Below are 17928 nucleotides of genomic sequence, written 5' to 3'. Positions count from 1 at the left end.
TTCTTGAAAATATATTATTAGCTGAGGATTTATGAAACTAAATAAACTAATGAGTTATCTGGCTGTAGCCGGTGTTTGTTCAACATCATTAATTTCACTGCCTGCACTGGCACAGGAAGGGGCAAAAGATGCGACTGCTCAGACCAAAAGTGCGAATGACGCCTTATATGGTCAATTGCCATTCACTGATAAAACCGATTTTATGAACGCACATAAAGGTTTTATTGCTCCGCTTCCCAGTGAATTGATTAAAGGGAAGCAGGGAAATGTTGTCTGGGACCCTCAGCAATATGCCTTTATCAAAGAGGGCGAAAAAGCCCCCGACACGGTTAATCCAAGCCTGTGGCGTCAGTCGCAGTTGATCAATATTGGCGGTTTGTTCCAGGTCACTGATGGCGTGTATCAAATCCGTAATCTTGATCTCTCGAATATGACAATTATGGAAGGGAAAGAGGGTATTACGGTCATTGATCCGCTGGTATCTGCAGAAACCGCGAAAGTGGGAATGGACCTTTATTATAAGAATCGCGGTAAAAGACCCGTTGTTGCCGTCATTTATACGCACAGCCATGTTGACCACTACGGTGGTGTCCGCGGCGTGATTGATGAAGCGGATGTGAAATCCGGTAAAGTGAAGGTATATGCACCGGCTGGTTTTATGAAGGAAGCTGTATCTGAAAATATTATGGCAGGTAACGCCATGAGTCGCCGAGCTAGTTACATGTATGGCAATCTGTTGAAACCGGATGCAAAAGGTCAGGTCGGTGCGGGTCTGGGGACGACAACCTCCGCCGGTACGGTCACGCTGATTGAACCCACTAACTATATTACCCACACCGGGCAGAAAGAAGTTATCGACGGTCTAACCTATGACTTCATGATGGCGCCGGGATCGGAAGCACCTTCTGAAATGCTGTGGTATGTAGAAGAGAAGGGAATGATCGAAGCTGCAGAGGATGTCACCCATACGCTGCATAACACTTATTCATTACGTGGCGCGAAGATCCGCGATCCGCTGGCATGGTCAAAATATATCAATGACGTTATTGGCCGCTGGGGGGGAAAGGCAAACATTATTATTGCTCAGCATCACTGGCCGACCTGGGGTAATGAAAATGTGGTGAAGTTAATGAAAAGTCAGCGTGATATGTACCGTTACATCAACGATCAGACGCTGCGCATGGCTAACCAGGGGCTGACCCGTGACGAAATCGCCGCTAACTTCAAACTGCCGTCTGGTCTGGAAAAATCATGGGCCAGCCGCGGATACTATGGTTCTGTCAGCCATGATGTGAAAGCAACGTATGTCTTTTACCTCGGCTGGTTCAACGGTAATCCGGCAACACTGAATGAATTACCGCCCGTTGATGCCGCGAAGAAATATGTCGATTATATGGGCGGCGCCGATGCAATCATGCAAAAAGCGAAAACTGATTACGCCCAAGGCAATTACCGTTGGGTGGCGCAAGTCACTAACAATATCGTCTTTGCTGATCCGAGCAATAGAGAAGCCCGTAATCTGGAAGCAGATGCCCTTGAGCAAATGGGTTATCAGGCTGAGTCCGGTCCATGGCGTAATTTTTATCTGACTGGTGCACAAGAATTACGCAACGGTGTGGTGAAAGGCGCGACGCCAAATACCGCCAGCCCGGATACCGTTAAAGCCATGTCACCTGAGATGTTCTTTGATTATCTCGCGGTACATATTAACGGAGAAAAAGCGGCAAATGCGCAGGCAGTCTTCAACGTCGATTTAGGTGCTGACAGCGGTAAATACAAACTGGAACTGGAAAACGGTGTTCTTAACCATAGCGCTGATACACAGGCCAGCAATGCTGACGCCTCCATTTCGCTTAACCGTGCAACGTTGAACAAAATCATTCTCAAGGAAGAATCGCTGAAACAGGCAGAAGAGAAGGGTGATGTACAAATTTCCGGCAATCATGCCAAGCTTGATGAGTTCCTCGGGTATTTAGATAGCTTTGATTTCTGGTTTAACATGGTAACGCCTTAACTGTAGAGACAAACCATGCCATAACCCGCCAGCACTGGCGGGTTTTTTATTGTTGCTTATCAGAGTATTGAGTTGAACGATGCTGTATAGCAGTTGCTATACATAAGCCTTATGATATGCTTGTAAAGCAATTGCTATACAAGAGGCTTAATAATGAAATCAGATGTCCAGCTAAACCTTAGAGCTAAAGAATCCCAACGCGCGCTTATTGATGCGGCCGCAGAGATTCTACATAAATCGCGTACAGACTTTATTCTGGAAATGGCCTGCCAGGCGGCAGAGAACGTTATTCTCGATCGCCGAGTGTTTAATTTTAATGATGAACAATACGCTGAGTTTATCGAGATGCTTGATGCTCCGGTTGCCGAAGATCCCGCTATCAGGAAGCTACTGGCAAGGAAACCACAGTGGGATTTGTAACCGCACCTGAGCCTCTAACTCACATTCATCGATTGGCGGAATTTGTCAGCGGAGAAATTATTCTCGATGATTGGTTAAAGCAAAAAGGGCTAAAAAATCAGGCTCTCGGCGCAGCCAGGACGTTTGTTGTCTGCAAAACAGACACGCGACAAGTCGCTGGCTTTTATTCACTGGCCACAGGTAGCGTCAACCACACAGAAGCAACAGGCAATCTTCGGCGTAACATGCCAGATCCAATCCCCGTAATTATCCTTGCCAGATTGGCCGTAGATCTTTCTGTTCGTGGAAAAGGGTTAGGGGCCGATCTGCTTCACGATGCGGTACTGCGGTGTTACAAAGTGGCAGAAAATATTGGCGTGCGTGCCGTTATGGTACATGCGCTCACAGACGAAGCTAAACGTTTTTATCTTCACCACGGATTCAAAGCATCTCAACTGCAGGAACGAACTCTGTTCCTCAGGCTTTCATGATTGTAATGAGCAGAGGAGGTCAATGGCCAAACGTGGGCCACATGGAGTCTCAACTGAGTACGCAGCAATTGCATTTAACATAATATACATTATGCGCACTAAAATAAATAAAGGCGGAATCTGCTGTTTTATGGTCATCCTTGTGCTGCTCAATAATGACGCCTCAACAGCGCTAACAGTTTTGGATGATGGCTCTCGACTACAGCTGGTTATGCAAATAGCTGTTTTATGTCCTCTACAATTCCACCGCGACTCTCACTTCACTGAACATCAAAACTGATAACTGTAGTTCACACTGGCAAACCACAGATACGGATTATCGTAACTCCCCTGATAAATTGATGGTGACTGTACGTGGGACGACTGCATATGCAGATACGACACGGCAGCACCGATATTGCTTTGTGGTGTAATTTGATATTGCGCTCCGGTAGCAAATCGCCATTCATCACCGGTCGGCAACGTCAGCGCTACATCGCTTTGCGAATTATAGACAGTACTATCAAAAGCTACGCCCGCATTCAAACGCCATTGTTCCGTAGGTCGAAATTGCACACCTAAAGCCGTATGCCACAAATCCTTCAGACGACTGGACTTATCAACTTCTTGCCCGACCACCGTTATTTGCGGCGCGCCGAACTGACTCCAGTCCTGCCAGCCAAGCTCTCCCATCACTGACCACTGTTTATTAATGTCATGAACCAGACTTAACATAATCTGCTGTGGAATTGACGTTAACAGAGCCCCCAACGGAAACCCTGTCACTAAGCTTATAAGCCACCGATGGACTGAGCGACATCGCAACCATGGTGCTTTTCTTAATCAGCCGGTCGCCGGACCAATTGCCAAAATCGATCCCCAAACCGTATTTTCATATGCCACCTGCAGAATTTCTTCATTATTGAAGGAGTTAGCGTCTGTAAAAGCGTAGCTCGCAGCATTTAAATTGCCAGGCCAAAGCACCGGATTAAAAGCGCGACTTGTGCATACGTTCGAGCTGGATTTTGTCTGCTTCACTCGCTGTGTCAGCCAGGGACTGAAAACTATCGGGTGCGTAATAAGTTTTCGGTCGCGGAAGCGATTGCATGGAAGTGCCCGGGTAAATTTGTAACTCGCCCAGGCGCGCAAGCCGATATCCTTCGATCACGGCGGGAAAAGTCAGTTGCAGTGGCGTGGCGTTCTCGTACGAAACTGGGGTTGGTAACCGGTTATGCTCAAGATTATAGTTACGCTTTAACACCAGAAATTTATCTGGAACCCTACGTTTACTGTTCCACCAGTCGCCGTCCAATTCGCGAAACTAAAAAAGCGATCACAATCCTGTTCATATTCGCCACCGAAAACGCGAGAATTATCGTTATTATTCAAAAAGCCAACGCAAATTTGATTGCTTTTTTAGCATAGACCAGCCTTTCACTTACTCAATGTTAGTGAGAATGAGGTCTTCATTTGATGTGAAAGATGACATTTCTCTGGGAAGGCTCTTATCTTCATCGTCGCTAATTTGAAATGCATATCTCTGACCAAAAGTACATATTCTCAATTATTACGTCATGAGATTCTGTCTTTAGTAGCTTTCATTTAAAAATATAAAGCCGCACATCTGTGATTTTTAAGCAATGGTATGTAATCGTTCGTTATATACTGAACCAGGTGACTTCACTTACTTTCAGAAATACGATAATAAAATTGAGTACATATCGGACAATGCGAAACAAAAAAAGCAAAACCATCCTACGCTTCGCGCTCTTGCTACTATTTACCTCTACGCTGTCGAGCTGCACATTAACCCGTGTTTCCGACAGCACACTCGCCAAAGAGGTCGATGAGCTGAATGTTATTGGTCTGAGCCTGGAGGCAGCAAGGCAAAGAGCAACTGAAAAAGGTTTTGTGTGCAGCGAATACGGAAACGTGAACACGGTTGTAACCGAACAGGGTGAGCATCGATGGCTACAAACTGAGTGCAGCAAGAAAAGTGCAGAGCTGTTCTGCCCGCAAATGCGTTTTGTCGTTCTTAATGTCGAGCCCAGCACGAACACAGTCGTTGATGTCGGCAACTATATTAATCAACACACCTGTTTTTGAAGGCAACACCTGCATATTGCGCTAAACCTCGTATCGACTAAAGGACGCTATCTTGCTCATCAGAATCATCATCGCAATGATCGCATTTGCTGGAAATTCAGTGCTTTGCCGACTCGCATTGAAGGGTATGCATGCTGATGCTATCTCATTCAGCAGCATCAGATTGATAAGTGGCGCAATTGCCCTTTTTTTATTTATCGCGATAACATCTGACAGCAGAAAATTTGAGTTCAAGTGGTTAAATGCCCTGCTCCTTTGCATCTATGTTTTTTCATTCTCCATTGCCTATGTTTCTCTTAGCACCGGCGCGGGTGCCCTGCTGCTCTTTGGTACCGTTCAGCTCGTCATGACGGTATGGGGAATAGCCCAGGGAGAGAAACTCGTAATTTTAAAAATAACAGGAATACTCGGGGCATTGGCTGGAATAGCGATTTTGCTATTTCCTGGTGTGGAGCGTCCTTCCTTTTATGCCGCAATAATGATGGTTATTGCTGGGTTAGCCTGGGCTTTCTACAGTATCACAGGGAAGAAAATCACGGATGCTGCTGCCTCAACCGGGGGGAATTTCATCCTGGCAATCCCGGTCGCATTGATTATTCCTCTGTTCTTCCGCTCTCATCTTCATATTGATATATATGGATTAGTTCTGGGCGTGCTTTCTGGTGCAATTACATCGGGAGGTGCATATCTGCTCTGGTATTCATTGCTCCCCTTACTCCGGTCCACAACGGCCAGTACTATTCAACTCAGCGTACCTTGTCTGGCCACTCTCGGTGGGATCATATTTTTGGGCGAAACGCTCACCGTCAGAATCCTTCTCGCAAGCGTCATTATTTTGGCTGGAATTGGCTTAGTTATTTTCTCTGATATGAGAAAAGGAGCAAAATAGACTGATTAATTATCGGCAAAGACGATACAGAACATGTTGTGCCAATCGATGATCTGGCGGCAACGCGGGGTGCACAAACTCTTCTGTTTTATTCATACCAATTCGTATCATCAGATTCTCTGACGGCTTATTCAGCACAGAGGTAAATGAAACGACTTCATTTAGCGCCAGTACGTCAAAAGCAAATGCAAGACTCGCTTGCGCGGCTTCTAACGCCAGACCTTGGTGCCAGTATGCTTTAGCAAGGCGCCAGCCTATTTCGGTGCAGGGTGAAAAATGAAATTTATCAGGTTGTGGATGTAACCCCACACAGCCCACAAACTGGTGTGTTTCTTTTAGCTCTACGGCCCAAAATCCCCAGCCGCGTTCTGCAATACCTTCACTAAATCTATCGGCCAGGTTATCGCTTTCAGCTTTCTCTAGCGGCGCGGGGAAAAAGCGCATCACGTCAGAATCGGCATTGAGTGCAGCAAAAGGGGCCCGGTCTTTAGCCTCCCATTGTCGTAATATCAACCTTGATGTTTCCAGCATATTCCTGCCCTTATCATTCATTTTCATATAATCTTCTAAAATAAGTGGCTCATCGGCAAGGTCTTATACCGTCCTTTTCCGACTTTTCCTCTCATACTGGAGATTTATACATGGCCGACTGGAACCCTTCGCTTTATCTGCAATATGCAACTGAACGTTCAAGACCCGCAGCAGAATTACTCAGCCGTGTGGCGTTAGAAAATGTCCGCTCAGTTGTTGATCTTGGTTGTGGTCCGGGAAACAGTACGGCATTGCTGCATCAGCGCTGGCCTACGGCAAAGACAACAGGTGTCGATTCTTCACCTGCTATGCTGAATGAAGCGCGCAACGCATTACCTGACTGCCATTTTATCGAAGCGGATATTAGCCAGTTTCAGCCCGAGCATCCCGTGGATCTGCTTTATGCAAATGCGTCGTTACAGTGGGTGCCCGATCACTATGACTTATTCCCACATTTGGTCTCACAACTCGGTCACAACGGCGTTCTGGCCGTGCAAATGCCGGATAACTGGCTGGAGCCCACGCATGTGCTGATGCGCGAAGTGGCTTATGAAAAAGGTTATCCTGATCGGGGCCGAGCAGCGCTTCCTGGCGTTCACGCCTACTATGATATTTTGACCGAAGCGGGTTGTGATGTGGATATCTGGCGTACTACGTATTATCACATTATGGATTCGCATCAGGCGATTATCGACTGGGTAAGCTCAACGGGACTCCGCCCCTGGCTGCAGGATTTGAGCGAAAGCGAGCAACGTCATTACCTGGCTCGCTACCATGAACTGCTCCAGGAACAATATCCGTTGCAGGAAAACGGCAATATTTTGCTGGCATTTCCGCGGTTGTTTATTGTTGCCAGACGCAATAGTTAAGCGTTTATCATCAGACAGATCACAGGACTGGGCTACCGAGTATGCGCGCCCTCGCCTTTTTATCATAAGGATCTAGTGGCTATGTCAGGCATCTGCTAGTGTCTTGCCACATGTTTCTGACGGGAGTTGTTATGTCTAAAGTCTACATTGGTGGGTGTCTGTGTGGCTCGATCCGTTTCACAGCCAGCAGTCCTAATAATTCCCATACCTGCTCCTGCGATATATGCCGGAAACATACTGGTGCCCCGACCGTCGTCTGGATTGAGTTTGATGCAGAAAATGTAGAATGGACGGGAAAAGCCGGAAAACCGACAACCTGGCGCTCATCTGAAACCACCAGTCGGGCTTTTTGCCCTCAGTGCGGGAGTTCCGTGGGCGCCATCGATGACGCTCCGGTCATTGCGCTTTTAGCCGGCGCTTTTGACGATCCTAATGATGAAGATCTGGCGCCGGAGTTTCATTCGTTTTCTGATATGCGGCCAGCATGGTGGGAAACAGAACGAAACTAAGTTAGTTGGTAATGTTTATCCGGCATATGTTTTGCTGGCACATTGGTTTCATCGTTCATTTGCAGTAAATCGATTTCGATTGCATTGCAAATCGCATCCAGCGGCAGGTCATTGTTCTCAGTACCAAACGGATCTTCAAGCTCTTCCGCAAGCGCATCGAGCGAGATAAAAGTATAGGAAATAAGCACTGAAATAAACGGCGTCATGTAGTGAAGATCCACCACTAACGCGAATGGCAGCATGATACAAAACAGATAAACAGTGCGATGAAGGATCAAAGTATAAGCAAACGGCACTGGCGTATTCGCAATTCGCTCACAACCTGCCAGTACTGCCGACATATCATTTAATCTGTTGTTTAAACTATGAAATAATATATCGGACAGCTGTCCATCACGTCTGCGCACGGCCAACCACTCCCCCATCAGCAACAAAATGCGGTTTGCTGGCGATTGTGCGGAAAATACCGTCTGCAGATCTTTCTCGCTGAAATATTTCGCCAACGGCTCTGCCTGTGGGTTTCGACGTAACGTCATGCGTAAACAGTGGGCAAATGCGATTTGCAGACGAACAAACTGCCCCAGTTCGGCGTCATCCGGTAAGGTGGTTTTCACCTCGCGAAGTAGTGATCGGGAAGCAATCATCAACTGCCCCCACAGGTGTCGGGCTTCGACATAACGTGAATAGCAGGCGTTATTGCGAAAACCTAAAAAGATAGCAATCGCCACGCCCAGAATACTGAACGGTGCCAGGGTAAATTTGATACCCAACATCGTATACCAGGGCAACATGATGATAACGGCGATGGAGAGCAGGAAGTTCAGCAGCAGTCGTGAAAATATTTTAGATAATACGGAACCATGCCAGACGAATATCAGGCGCAGCCAGTGTTGTTGGGGACGAACGATCATGGTTATCTTCGGGAAAATGTGAAATCCGTCACATTAGACGCGATAGCGATCAATGTTGCAAGTTAATCGCAACATTATCCCAACAACTTTTGTTCTGCTTAAAATGAAGCCGCACCTAAGTCACAGACCGGGTTTATGATATAAACCACACAGTATGTTGTAACTAATGTATATCAAGAAAAAACCCGGCCTGAGCCGGGTTGTCGGTAGTCGTCTTAGCACAGTGGCTTAACGGCTTCACGCATACCTTTTGCCAGAATGGTATCCAGATCGGTAGAGACCTGTTCCACCAGTCCAGAAACCTGCGTCAGATCTTGTTCCCAGTGTTCTTTGACACCCAGTACAGATTTGACCAACGCTTCGGTACTTATCTGGCGATCGCGATGCTGGGACCACAGCTGTTGAAAACGTTCTATCCAATGCGCATCGTCCTGAACCGGATAAGACTCACCGTTGCGCTCTCCACGATAAAAAGCAATTAACGCGGCAAGCGCAAACGTCAAACGCGCCGGCAGTTTACCGCTGGTCTGTTGCCCTGCCAGCAGTTGCGGCAATATACGGGTGCGGAACTTGGTCATGCCATTCAGGGCAATAGACAGCAGCTGATGTTTTATATACGGGTTGCAGAATCGACCGGTTACCGCGCTGGCAAAAGAAGCTAACTCATCACGTGGCAAATCCAGTACCGGAATGATCTCTTCATAGATCGCTTTCTCCACGAAAGCACAAATCTCAGCGTCATTCATCGAATCACCTACGGTGTCCAACCCTGCCTGCCAGGCAACAGGGACCAGCGCGGTGTGAGCACCGTTGAGAATCGCCACTTTGCGCTCTTTGTACGGTTTGATGTCATCCACGATCAGGACATTCAGCGGATACTTATCCAGACGTAGTTCTGCGGCTAATGACTTCGGCCCCTGAATGACAAACAGATAGAAATGTTCTGCGGTATCGAGGAAAGCATCATGATAGCCCAGTTCAGCTTCGAGCTTAGCTACCTCATCACGCGGATAGCCGGTAACAATACGGTCCACCAGCGTGGAGCAAAATGCATTGGCCTGATCCAGCCACTGAATAAACGCTTCCGGCAGCGCCCATTCCTGAGCGTAGCGCAGAACCAGTTCACGCAGCGCATCACCGTTATAGTCAATCAGTTCGCAAGGGATGATAATCCAGCCTTTATCCAATGCGCCGTTAAAATAGCTGAAGCGTTCGAACAGCAGACGCGTCAGTTTAGCCGGATAACTAACCGCTGGCGCGTCGTCAAACTTATCGCCCGCGTGGTAACTGATACCTGCTTCCGTGGTGTTAGAGAACACAAAACGCATATCAGGATTATGCGCCAGCTTCAGGAACTCATCGTATTCGCTATAGACGCTGATTTCACGGTTAACTGAACGAATTAGACGGGCATCACTGACGGCCTCGCCCTTCTCATTCAAACCACGAATGATAGTGGTATAGAGGCCATCCTGCGTACTCAGCGATGGCGGGAAGGAACTTTCGATAGGACGAACAATGACCACACCAGCGTTCAGATCTGTATGTTCGTTGAGCAGATCTACCTGCCAGTCTACAAAGGCGCGCAGGAAGTTTCCTTCACCAAACTGAATAATGCGTTCAGGATACTGAGCACCGGGGAAATCGCGACGATTTAGTGTTTGCACAATGGGTTCCCTTTATGATTAGTCATACAACCTGATTGAATTGGTCCAATAGGTTAGCAAACTTTAATACATTGAAACCCTGTTTTGATCAATCCCCGGCGACAAATTAGAGCGTTTTGTAGAAAAGTGTGGTTCCGGTCAGCGTCCCATCGGGCATTTGGGCATAGTCAGGTATCACCCCTACCTTTTTCCACCCACAATTGTGGTAGAACAACTCCGCACCACTACCCGTCGCCGTATCAAGCACCAGCAGCGTTTTACCTTGTTGACGCGCGCAACTTTCCAGTTCGTTCATCAATTCACGGGCCAGGCCACCGCGTCGCGCTGAGGGGTGAACCAGCAGTTTGGCGACATCAGCACGATGAGGTTGATTTTCGGGTTGATCGATAATGAGTTGGACGGTACCGACAAGCACCCCCTGCGCATTCTGCGTACCAAGAACGATCCGTTCTCCGCGAGAAACACTTTGCGCGACCTTCATCCAGAAAGGCTCTGATTTTTCGCGATTAAAGGGCAGCATAAAACTGATGGAGGCGCCGTCATTGACGCACTGTTCAAGAACATCGCTGAGCTCGTCGATTCGCGACAGAATCTGTGTCGCGCTCAGCACAAAGCAGGGTTTGCCGGAAGCCATGGTTTCTCCTTAGATTGACCCCTTCATACTGCTTTTAACAATTACACAACACAAGGGGGCATATCATAGGAAAATATTATCTATGGCTTGTTCATTTGGAGTACTAACCAGTGGTAAATAACCGTGACAACGTAACGTTGCTGTTCATCGTTTAGCACTACACCCTGAGGTATATCATGCCATTTCGCCAGACACCCTCGACAGCACGTCGCCGTAGCATGTTGAGCGATAAATACCGGGTGACCACGCATAGGAGTCTGTTTACCATCATTGGCGGGAAACGCAGGTGCCAGTCGTTTAGCTATAAAATCCGCAGCATGTTGTTCGATAACTGGCGCCCCCTTATCCAGACAATACTGCCTTTCTTTCTGACCAAGACGAAACCGCGAGCGAAACGTTGATTTCGCCAGCCGGGCAAAAAGAGGATCGAGCGTTTTCATCAGTAAACCGAGCGCCCCAGCTGTTGTGTTAATTGTTCCAGCACGGCGATACCGGCCAGTGAATTTCCCGCCGGATCCAGTTCCGGACTCCAGACAGCAATCGCCATCTCGTGTGGCACGATCGCCACGATGCCGCCGCCGACGCCAGATTTCGCCGGAAGCCCAACCCGCCAGGCAAATTCCCCTGCGTTCTGATACATGCCGCTGGTCGCCATCAGCGCATTGATCTGCCGGGCCTGCATCGGTGTGACCACAGGCTCCGCAAGATGAAAGGCATGCCCTTGATTTGCCAAAAAGACAAAAGTCCGCGCCAGTTCCACACAGCTCATTTTCAGCGCGCAGTAGTGAAAATAGTTCTGCAAAACGGTGGGCACGTCATGGTGAAAATTGCCGAAGGATTTCATCAGCCATGCAATAGCGGCGTTACGCGCCGAGTGCTCAAACTCCGATCGCGCGACCGTCGCATCATAGGCGATATCCGAAACGCCGCTTAATGCCCGCACCACTTCCAGCATCCGTTGACGAGGTGCGCTTAGACGCCCTTGCAGCATATCGCAAACCACCAGCGCCCCGGCGTTAATAAAGGGATTGCGAGGGATGCCCTGCTCCATTTCCAGCTGTACCAGGGAGTTAAAAGGATGACCAGAAGGATCTTTGCCTACGCGCTGCCAGATCTCCTCTTCCTGATAGTGACGCATCGCCACGACCAGACTGAGCACCTTTGAAATTGACTGAATAGAAAAGCGCTCTTGCGCATCCCCCGCCTGATAGTGCTGCCCATCAACGGTACAGATAGCAATACCCAGTTTTGAACCGTCGACGGAGGCTAATGCCGGAATGTAATCAGCGACTTTACCCTGACCAATCAGCGGACGAACCTGCTGCACAATGGTCTCTAAAATTGAATTGTCCATGGCCCTGGCCACAACATGCTCCTTGCTCGCAGGTATGAAAGGCCTGCGAGTATAACAGAGCTGAATACGCAACGTCAGGCCGGAAGGCGGAATCTGGCCACGGCCTGCATAAGCTGGTTAGATTCATGGTGAAGCTGTAAGGAAGAATCAGATGCAGCATTCACCAAATCACTGGTTTGTCGGGCTTCGCCGTTCAGGACATGGAGCTGACGGGTTAACTGGTGAATACTGTTCCCCTGATTTAACGTTGCAGTCGAAATGTCGTTCAGTAACGCGCCGAGGTTTTCCACCAGTGCGATAACCTGCTGCAAATTCTTATCCAGTCCGTTAACCGCGTGAAAGCCCTCTTCAATGCCCTGTAACGAGTGTTTAATCAGTGTCTGAATGTTTTGCGTAGACTGACCGCTTTTTCGCGCCAGCAGCCCAACTTCTTTCGCAACCACGGCAAACCCGCGCCCTTGCTCCCCGGCATGTGCTGCCTCGATAGCGGCGTTGAGAGCCAGGATATTTGTCTGAAATGCAATGTTGTCGATAAGCGTTGTAATCCCTCGCATTTCAGACGAGCGAGTCACAATCGCCTGCATTGACGCATTTACCGTCGCCATCATTCGGTCTCCACCTGCCGCAATATCACGCGCCTGCACTGCGCGTTGATTCGCCAGTTCAGCAAAGCCACTGTTATCCTCAACATGCGTTTCCAGAACCGAAATATGCGATGTCACAGTGCTCAACTCTTCACTTTGTTTTGCCGACTGCTGGTATAGCTGTTTATTGTTCTGCGCAAGTTCGTTGATATTTCCTACCATTGCGGTGGTGGCATCATTCACCTGCCGTACCAGCGCGCAGAGCCCCTGCTGCATTGCAGCAATACGCGAACTTAATTGCGTCACTTCCCGATTAAACTGACTCACCTGCGGGGCTGGCCGGGAAAGATCACCCGCCGCTAAAATATCGATATGATCGATCAGCCGTCGCAGCGGCATAATCACCCAACGGAACATACTACGCCAGACCAGAAAGGCGATAACCACCAGTACCAGAGGAATAAACAAAAATAGATTCTGTAAACGCTCAAGACTGGTCAACAGCTGCTGACGCCCAGCTTCCGCATGTTGCCCACTGCCCTGCTGAAAGCGCGCGTAATTACCGTTAAAGTCTGTCTGAAAGGCCTGCACGGGTACGGCAAAAAACGCATCAATGGAACCTGACTGCATCAGCCCGTCCGCCTGCTCCTTAATACCGCTATAAAAACGCTGATAGCTCTCCGTTAGATCCGGATCCGACTGCGGCTTCATATCCCGCCAGGCATCCCATGCACTTTTTGACTGCGCCAGCGCCCGATACGCCTCTTCCATTAACGGACGCCAACTCCCGTCCGATCCGGTGGCGGCATCCTGCATAAAATAAATCCCCGCACGGTTAAGTAAATCGCTGGCAGATAATAACGCCACCCGCGCTTCATCGACCTTTGCCTGCTGCAAAAGCGCGAGTTGATTACGCCCTTCATTCTGCTGTGCGTCACTGACTGAGGCCGAGAGCATCAAGGAGGACACGACCTGCAAAACTGAGAACAGCGCAATAATGCAAAAAATGCCGGTTAACAGACCGAACTGACGGGGTATTAGACGATGGGAAATTTGCGTTATGTTCATATTACTCTTCTGTATCAAAGCGTTAGTCGCGAGTGTACGGAGAGTAAATGACAGAAAAATTGCAGAAATAAGACAGGTGCCCCCAGCGGAGGCACCCACACCATCAAAGGCGGTTTTTCCAGACGGTCTGCACGTTACAAAACTCATGCAGACCAAAGTGCGAAAGTTCGCGGCCAAAGCCACTTTTCTTCACACCACCAAACGCAACGCGGGCATCACTGGCGCTGTAACCATTGATAAATACGCCACCACACTCCAGGCGTGACGCCATCTTCTGCGCCAGCGCTTCATCCGCAGTAAACACCGTGGCGGATAAGCCGAAATCACTGTCATTCGCCAGCGCTAACGCATGTTCCGCATTCTTCGCCACGGTAATTGCCGCAACCGGACCAAACAGCTCCTGGCGGAACGCCGTCATCTCTGGAGTGACATCGCCCAGTACCGTCACGGCATAGTAATTGCCCTGACCCGCAATTTTTTCTCCGCCGAGCAGTAACCGTGCCCCTTCGGCAAGGGTGGCCTCTACCTGCTGGTGTAGCTCATCACGCAGATCAAATCGCGCCATCGGCCCCAGATCGTTTTCTTCGTTTAGCGGATCGCCCATTTTGAGCGCACTCGCAGCGGCCACAAAGCGTGAAGTAAATTCTGCCGCAATCCCTTCTTCGATAATAAAGCGCTTGGCTGCCGCACAAACCTGCCCTGTGTTCTGATAACGCCCAGCGACCGCCGCCTTAACGGCCAGATCGAGGTCAGCATCATTGAGGACAATAAACGGATCGGAGCCGCCCAGTTCAAGCACACATTTTTTCAGCGCGGCACCCGCCTGGGCGCCAATCGCCGCACCGGCACGTACGCTTCCCGTTACCGTTATCGCCGCGATACGCGGGTCATTGATCATTTGACTGACCCCGGCGTTATCGGCATTCACCCAACCGTAAACCCCCGCGGGTACACCAGCATCAGCGAAAACCTGCGCAATAATTGCAGCACAGCCGGTTACGTTAGGCGCATGCTTTAACAGATAGCCATTTCCGGCCAACAGAATCGGGACGGCACCTCGCATTACCTGCCAGAGCGGGAAGTTCCACGGCATGATCGCCAGAATGGTTCCTAGCGGACGATACTCAATCACCGCCTGGTTATTCTCCACCAGCGTGGGTTCCGGATTGAGCATCGCCGGTCCATGCTCGGCGTACCAGTCACACAATGCAGCTGACTTGGCGACTTCAGCACGCGCCTGCTTAATGGGTTTACCCATTTCACGTGAGATACACTCCGCCATCTCTTCCGCACGATGGCGCAGAGCTTGCCCGATCTGGCGCAGCGTTTGCGCACGGTGCTCAACGGAAGTATGTTTCCATTCGTTATAGCCATTCGCGGCAAGGTTCAGCGCATGATCAATCTCTTCCGCGCTGGCCCACGGCGTCGCCGTCAGCCTTTCACCGCTGGCAGGGTCAATGGAAATCGCATGTGTTGCTGCTGTGATAGTCATAAGTGCCTCTCTTTATCGCAGGGTATGGTTATATCATGAGCATATTTACTCTTTCTGAAAAATGAATAATATTAACCATACCATTCACGAATAGAGAATATTATGGATCTGACGCAGTTGGAAATGTTCAATGCCGTCGCGGAGACTGGCAGTATTACGCAGGCCGCCGCGAAGGTGCATCGCGTGCCATCCAATCTCACCACCCGTATACGTCAGCTTGAAGCCGACCTGGGTGTTGATCTGTTTATTCGTGAAAACCAGCGCCTGCGGCTTTCCCCATCCGGGCACAACTTTTTGCGCTACAGCCAGCGGATCCTGGCACTGGTTGAGGAAGCCAGGATGGTCGTCGCCGGGGATGAGCCGCAAGGACTCTTCTCTCTCGGCTCGCTTGAAAGTACAGCAGCAGTTCGCATCCCCGCCACGCTGGCTGAATATAACCAGCGTTACCCCAAAATTCAGTTCGCGCTGGCGACAGGTCCTTCAGGCACAATGCTGGACGGCGTGCTCGACGGTACATTGAACGCTGCCTTTGTCGATGGTCCAATTACCCATCCGGGACTTGAAGGAATGCCGGTCTACCGTGAAGAGATGATGATTGTCACGCCTAACGGTCATCCCCCCATTAAGCGGGCCAGTGACGTCAACGGTTGCAGTATTTACGCCTTTCGCGCCAACTGTTCCTATCGCCGCCATTTTGAAAGCTGGTTTCATGCCGATCGCGCCATGCCCGGCACCATTCATGAAATGGAGTCCTATCACGGTATGCTGGCCTGTGTTATTGCCGGCGCGGGTATCGCATTGATCCCGCGTTCGATGCTGGAGAGCATGCCAGGGCATCATCAGGTCAACGCCTGGCCGCTAAGCGAGAACTGGCGCTGGCTGAATACATGGCTGGTCTGGCGCAGAGGTGCAATGACACGTCAGCTGGAAGCGTTTATTGAGGTGTTGAACCCTCAGTTATCACAGAGCCCGGAGTAACTGGCGCTCCTCAAAGAACATGAATACCTGTAAATCCGAGTGAAGTCATACGCCCGGAATTTCATTATTATTGAAATACTTAAAAATACGAGGAATGTTCGGCAGCAAATTGTGGCGCCCTGCCAATGAAATGAGATCCGCATCACAAAATGATTGTATTTTCGCCAGCAAACGTTTTAAGATCGTGGCCTTACCTTTTCGCAGCTAATCCTCTTATTTGATATGACAACAGACACTGTTTCCCGCAAGGTCGCGTGGCTACGGGTAGTTACGCTTGCCATTGCCGGTTTTATTTTCAATACCACAGAGTTTGTCCCTGTCGGCTTGCTGTCCGACATCGCACAAAGCTTCAATATGCAGACTGCTCAGGTCGGGATCATGCTGACGATCTACGCCTGGGTTGTCGCCCTGATGTCGCTCCCTTTTATGTTACTTACCAGTCAGGTGGAGCGCCGAAAACTGCTGATCTGTCTGTTTGTTGTGTTTATCGCCAGTCATATTCTCTCTTTCCTGGCATGGAATTTTACCGTGCTGGTAATTAGCCGTATTGGTATTGCCTTTGCGCACGCTATTTTCTGGTCGATCACCGCATCGCTGGCGATCCGCCTGGCTCCTGCCGGTAAACGTGCACAGGCTCTCAGCCTGATTGCCACCGGCACCGCGCTGGCTATGGTATTGGGTCTGCCCATCGGGCGCATTGTCGGTCAGTATTTTGGCTGGCGCACCACCTTCTTCGCCATCGGCATGGGGGCGTTAGTTACCCTGCTTTGCCTGATTAAGCTCCTGCCCAAACTACCCAGTGAGCACTCCGGCTCTTTAAAAAGCCTGCCGGTGTTATTCCATCGTCCGGCATTGATGAGTCTGTATCTACTGACGGTGATTGTGGTCACCGCACATTACACGGCCTACAGCTATATCGAGCCGTTTGTGCAGACCGTCGCGGGTCTGAGCGCAAACTTTGCTACCGTGCTGTTGCTGGTTCTGGGTGGCGCGGGAATTGTCGGTAGCGTCATTTTCGGTAAGCTGGGGAATCTGCATGCTTCCGTACTGATTAGCAGTGCCATTGCCCTGTTGACGGTATGCCTGGTGTTGTTACTTCCCGCTGCTGACAGCGAAATGCACCTTGCTATCCTGAGTATTTTCTGGGGCGTCGCCATCATGCTGATAGGTCTGGGCATGCAGGTGAAAGTGCTGGCGCTTGCTCCTGATGCGACTGACGTCGCAATGGCACTGTTCTCAGGCATCTTTAATATCGGTATTGGCGCTGGCGCGCTGGTAGGCAATCAGGTGAGTTTGCAGTGGTCAATGTCTACGATTGGTTACGTCGGCGCAGTGCCTGCCGTGGTGGCGTTGATATGGTCGGTGATTATCTTTCGTAAATGGCCGGTATCGCTGGAAGAACAGCCTCAGCATTCGTAAAAAATGTGCCCGGTAGACATTACCGATTACCGGG

Annotated in this window: 17 protein-coding genes and 2 pseudogenes; 9 read left to right on the top strand and 10 right to left on the bottom strand. The window is 49.7% G+C overall.

The annotated features are described in order from the left end of the window. Positions 1 to 31 precede the first annotated feature (31 nt). The 3 genes from OGY37_RS07555 to OGY37_RS07545 all read left to right on the top strand — a co-directional run bounded on the left by OGY37_RS07555 (position 32) and on the right by OGY37_RS07545 (position 2904). Positions 32 to 2014: an alkyl/aryl-sulfatase gene (locus OGY37_RS07555; RefSeq protein ID WP_286620470.1), complete on the top strand. Its 1983-nt coding sequence runs from the start codon at positions 32 to 34 to the stop codon at positions 2012 to 2014. A gap of 153 nt (positions 2015 to 2167) precedes the next feature. Next, on the top strand, positions 2168 to 2434 hold the full coding sequence (locus OGY37_RS07550) for a type II toxin-antitoxin system TacA family antitoxin (protein ID WP_008784769.1): 267 nt from the start codon (positions 2168 to 2170) through the stop codon (positions 2432 to 2434). Further along, positions 2422 to 2904 (top strand): GNAT family N-acetyltransferase, encoded by a 483-nt coding sequence (locus tag OGY37_RS07545; protein WP_126318108.1) that lies wholly within the window; start codon positions 2422 to 2424, stop codon positions 2902 to 2904. Before OGY37_RS07550 ends, OGY37_RS07545 begins: the two co-directional genes overlap by 13 nt. 270 nt (positions 2905 to 3174) lie before the next feature. On the opposite strand, the pseudogene OGY37_RS07540 reads toward OGY37_RS07545, so the two are convergent. Together OGY37_RS07540 and OGY37_RS07535 are read right to left on the bottom strand one after the other, a co-directional pair. Next, a pseudogene (locus tag OGY37_RS07540) lies at positions 3175 to 3772 on the bottom strand (OmpP1/FadL family transporter); the annotation flags it as partial. A 99-nt stretch (positions 3773 to 3871) separates the two neighbouring features. Next, a pseudogene (locus OGY37_RS07535) lies at positions 3872 to 4204 on the bottom strand (DUF4056 domain-containing protein); the annotation flags it as partial. Between the two features lie 407 nt (positions 4205 to 4611). Between OGY37_RS07535 and OGY37_RS07530 the strand changes: the two are divergent. Together OGY37_RS07530 and OGY37_RS07525 are read left to right on the top strand one after the other, a co-directional pair. Beyond that, positions 4612 to 4989: a hypothetical protein gene (locus tag OGY37_RS07530; protein WP_003832962.1), complete on the top strand. Its 378-nt coding sequence runs from the start codon at positions 4612 to 4614 to the stop codon at positions 4987 to 4989. A gap of 52 nt (positions 4990 to 5041) precedes the next feature. Next, positions 5042 to 5878, top strand: a complete 837-nt coding sequence (locus tag OGY37_RS07525) for a DMT family transporter (protein WP_003832960.1) — start codon at positions 5042 to 5044, stop codon at positions 5876 to 5878. A 9-nt stretch (positions 5879 to 5887) separates the two neighbouring features. On the opposite strand, the gene OGY37_RS07520 is transcribed toward OGY37_RS07525, so the two are convergent. Then, positions 5888 to 6409 (bottom strand): GNAT family N-acetyltransferase, encoded by a 522-nt coding sequence (locus OGY37_RS07520; protein ID WP_126319810.1) that lies wholly within the window; start codon positions 6407 to 6409, stop codon positions 5888 to 5890. A gap of 110 nt (positions 6410 to 6519) precedes the next feature. Between OGY37_RS07520 and tam the strand changes: the two genes are divergently transcribed. Beyond that, positions 6520 to 7278: a trans-aconitate 2-methyltransferase gene (gene tam, locus OGY37_RS07515; protein WP_286547320.1), complete on the top strand. Its 759-nt coding sequence runs from the start codon at positions 6520 to 6522 to the stop codon at positions 7276 to 7278. 131 nt (positions 7279 to 7409) lie between these two features. Continuing rightward, on the top strand, positions 7410 to 7787 hold the full coding sequence (locus OGY37_RS07510) for a GFA family protein (RefSeq protein ID WP_003832953.1): 378 nt from the start codon (positions 7410 to 7412) through the stop codon (positions 7785 to 7787). Here OGY37_RS07510 and OGY37_RS07505 read toward each other — a convergent pair. From OGY37_RS07505 to sad, 7 genes are all read right to left on the bottom strand, one after another. Beyond that, positions 7784 to 8698 carry a bestrophin family protein gene (locus OGY37_RS07505; RefSeq protein ID WP_191236283.1) on the bottom strand — a complete coding sequence of 305 codons (915 nt, stop codon included), beginning with the start codon at positions 8696 to 8698 and terminating at the stop codon, positions 7784 to 7786. The two genes, OGY37_RS07510 and OGY37_RS07505, sit on opposite strands and share 4 nt — an antisense overlap. 215 nt (positions 8699 to 8913) lie before the next feature. Then, the gene (locus OGY37_RS07500; protein ID WP_198579182.1) at positions 8914 to 10365 is read right to left on the bottom strand and encodes a tagaturonate reductase; all 1452 of its coding nucleotides are present in this window, start codon (positions 10363 to 10365) and stop codon (positions 8914 to 8916) included. Positions 10366 to 10471: 106 nt separating this feature from the next. Next, the gene (locus OGY37_RS07495) at positions 10472 to 10999 is read right to left on the bottom strand and encodes a GNAT family N-acetyltransferase (protein ID WP_149280930.1); all 528 of its coding nucleotides are present in this window, start codon (positions 10997 to 10999) and stop codon (positions 10472 to 10474) included. Between the two features lie 80 nt (positions 11000 to 11079). Continuing rightward, positions 11080 to 11439, bottom strand: a complete 360-nt coding sequence (locus tag OGY37_RS07490; RefSeq protein WP_063941589.1) for a DUF4186 domain-containing protein — start codon at positions 11437 to 11439, stop codon at positions 11080 to 11082. Then, positions 11439 to 12365 carry a glutaminase B gene (gene glsB / locus OGY37_RS07485; protein WP_003832944.1) on the bottom strand — a complete coding sequence of 309 codons (927 nt, stop codon included), beginning with the start codon at positions 12363 to 12365 and terminating at the stop codon, positions 11439 to 11441. The genes OGY37_RS07490 and glsB overlap by 1 nt, the downstream gene beginning before the upstream one ends. 62 nt (positions 12366 to 12427) lie before the next feature. Beyond that, positions 12428 to 14005, bottom strand: coding sequence for a methyl-accepting chemotaxis protein (locus OGY37_RS07480; protein ID WP_284969119.1), 1578 nt, complete (start codon positions 14003 to 14005; stop codon positions 12428 to 12430). Positions 14006 to 14108: 103 nt separating this feature from the next. Continuing rightward, positions 14109 to 15497, bottom strand: a complete 1389-nt coding sequence (sad, locus tag OGY37_RS07475) for a succinate-semialdehyde dehydrogenase (RefSeq protein WP_198579181.1) — start codon at positions 15495 to 15497, stop codon at positions 14109 to 14111. Positions 15498 to 15599: 102 nt separating this feature from the next. Between sad and ptrR the strand changes: the two genes are divergently transcribed. Together ptrR and OGY37_RS07465 are read left to right on the top strand one after the other, a co-directional pair. Next, positions 15600 to 16475 (top strand): putrescine utilization regulator PtrR, encoded by an 876-nt coding sequence (ptrR, locus tag OGY37_RS07470; protein ID WP_003832938.1) that lies wholly within the window; start codon positions 15600 to 15602, stop codon positions 16473 to 16475. Positions 16476 to 16697: 222 nt separating this feature from the next. Further along, positions 16698 to 17894, top strand: a complete 1197-nt coding sequence (locus OGY37_RS07465; RefSeq protein ID WP_284969117.1) for a sugar transporter — start codon at positions 16698 to 16700, stop codon at positions 17892 to 17894. The last annotated feature ends 34 nt before the right edge of the window (positions 17895 to 17928 follow it).

Origin of the sequence: Citrobacter sp. Cpo030 (genome assembly GCF_030333005.1) — a bacterium.
Lineage (GTDB): Bacteria > Pseudomonadota > Gammaproteobacteria > Enterobacterales > Enterobacteriaceae > Citrobacter > Citrobacter portucalensis.
Note: the sequence above shows the minus strand (reverse complement) of the source record. Positions and strands in the feature narration are given on the sequence as shown.

Coding starts and splice junctions, on each gene's coding strand:
- OGY37_RS07555 (WP_286620470.1), top strand. CDS start 32: ATGAAACTAAATAAACTAATGAGTTATCTGGCTGTAGCCGGTGTTTGT.
- OGY37_RS07550 (WP_008784769.1), top strand. CDS start 2,168: ATGAAATCAGATGTCCAGCTAAACCTTAGAGCTAAAGAATCCCAACGC.
- OGY37_RS07530 (WP_003832962.1), top strand. CDS start 4,612: ATGCGAAACAAAAAAAGCAAAACCATCCTACGCTTCGCGCTCTTGCTA.
- OGY37_RS07520 (WP_126319810.1), bottom strand. CDS start 6,409: ATGCTGGAAACATCAAGGTTGATATTACGACAATGGGAGGCTAAAGAC.
- tam (WP_286547320.1), top strand. CDS start 6,520: ATGGCCGACTGGAACCCTTCGCTTTATCTGCAATATGCAACTGAACGT.
- OGY37_RS07510 (WP_003832953.1), top strand. CDS start 7,410: ATGTCTAAAGTCTACATTGGTGGGTGTCTGTGTGGCTCGATCCGTTTC.
- OGY37_RS07505 (WP_191236283.1), bottom strand. CDS start 8,698: ATGATCGTTCGTCCCCAACAACACTGGCTGCGCCTGATATTCGTCTGG.
- OGY37_RS07495 (WP_149280930.1), bottom strand. CDS start 10,999: ATGGCTTCCGGCAAACCCTGCTTTGTGCTGAGCGCGACACAGATTCTG.
- OGY37_RS07490 (WP_063941589.1), bottom strand. CDS start 11,439: ATGAAAACGCTCGATCCTCTTTTTGCCCGGCTGGCGAAATCAACGTTT.
- OGY37_RS07480 (WP_284969119.1), bottom strand. CDS start 14,005: ATGAACATAACGCAAATTTCCCATCGTCTAATACCCCGTCAGTTCGGT.
- sad (WP_198579181.1), bottom strand. CDS start 15,497: ATGACTATCACAGCAGCAACACATGCGATTTCCATTGACCCTGCCAGC.
- ptrR (WP_003832938.1), top strand. CDS start 15,600: ATGGATCTGACGCAGTTGGAAATGTTCAATGCCGTCGCGGAGACTGGC.
- OGY37_RS07465 (WP_284969117.1), top strand. CDS start 16,698: ATGACAACAGACACTGTTTCCCGCAAGGTCGCGTGGCTACGGGTAGTT.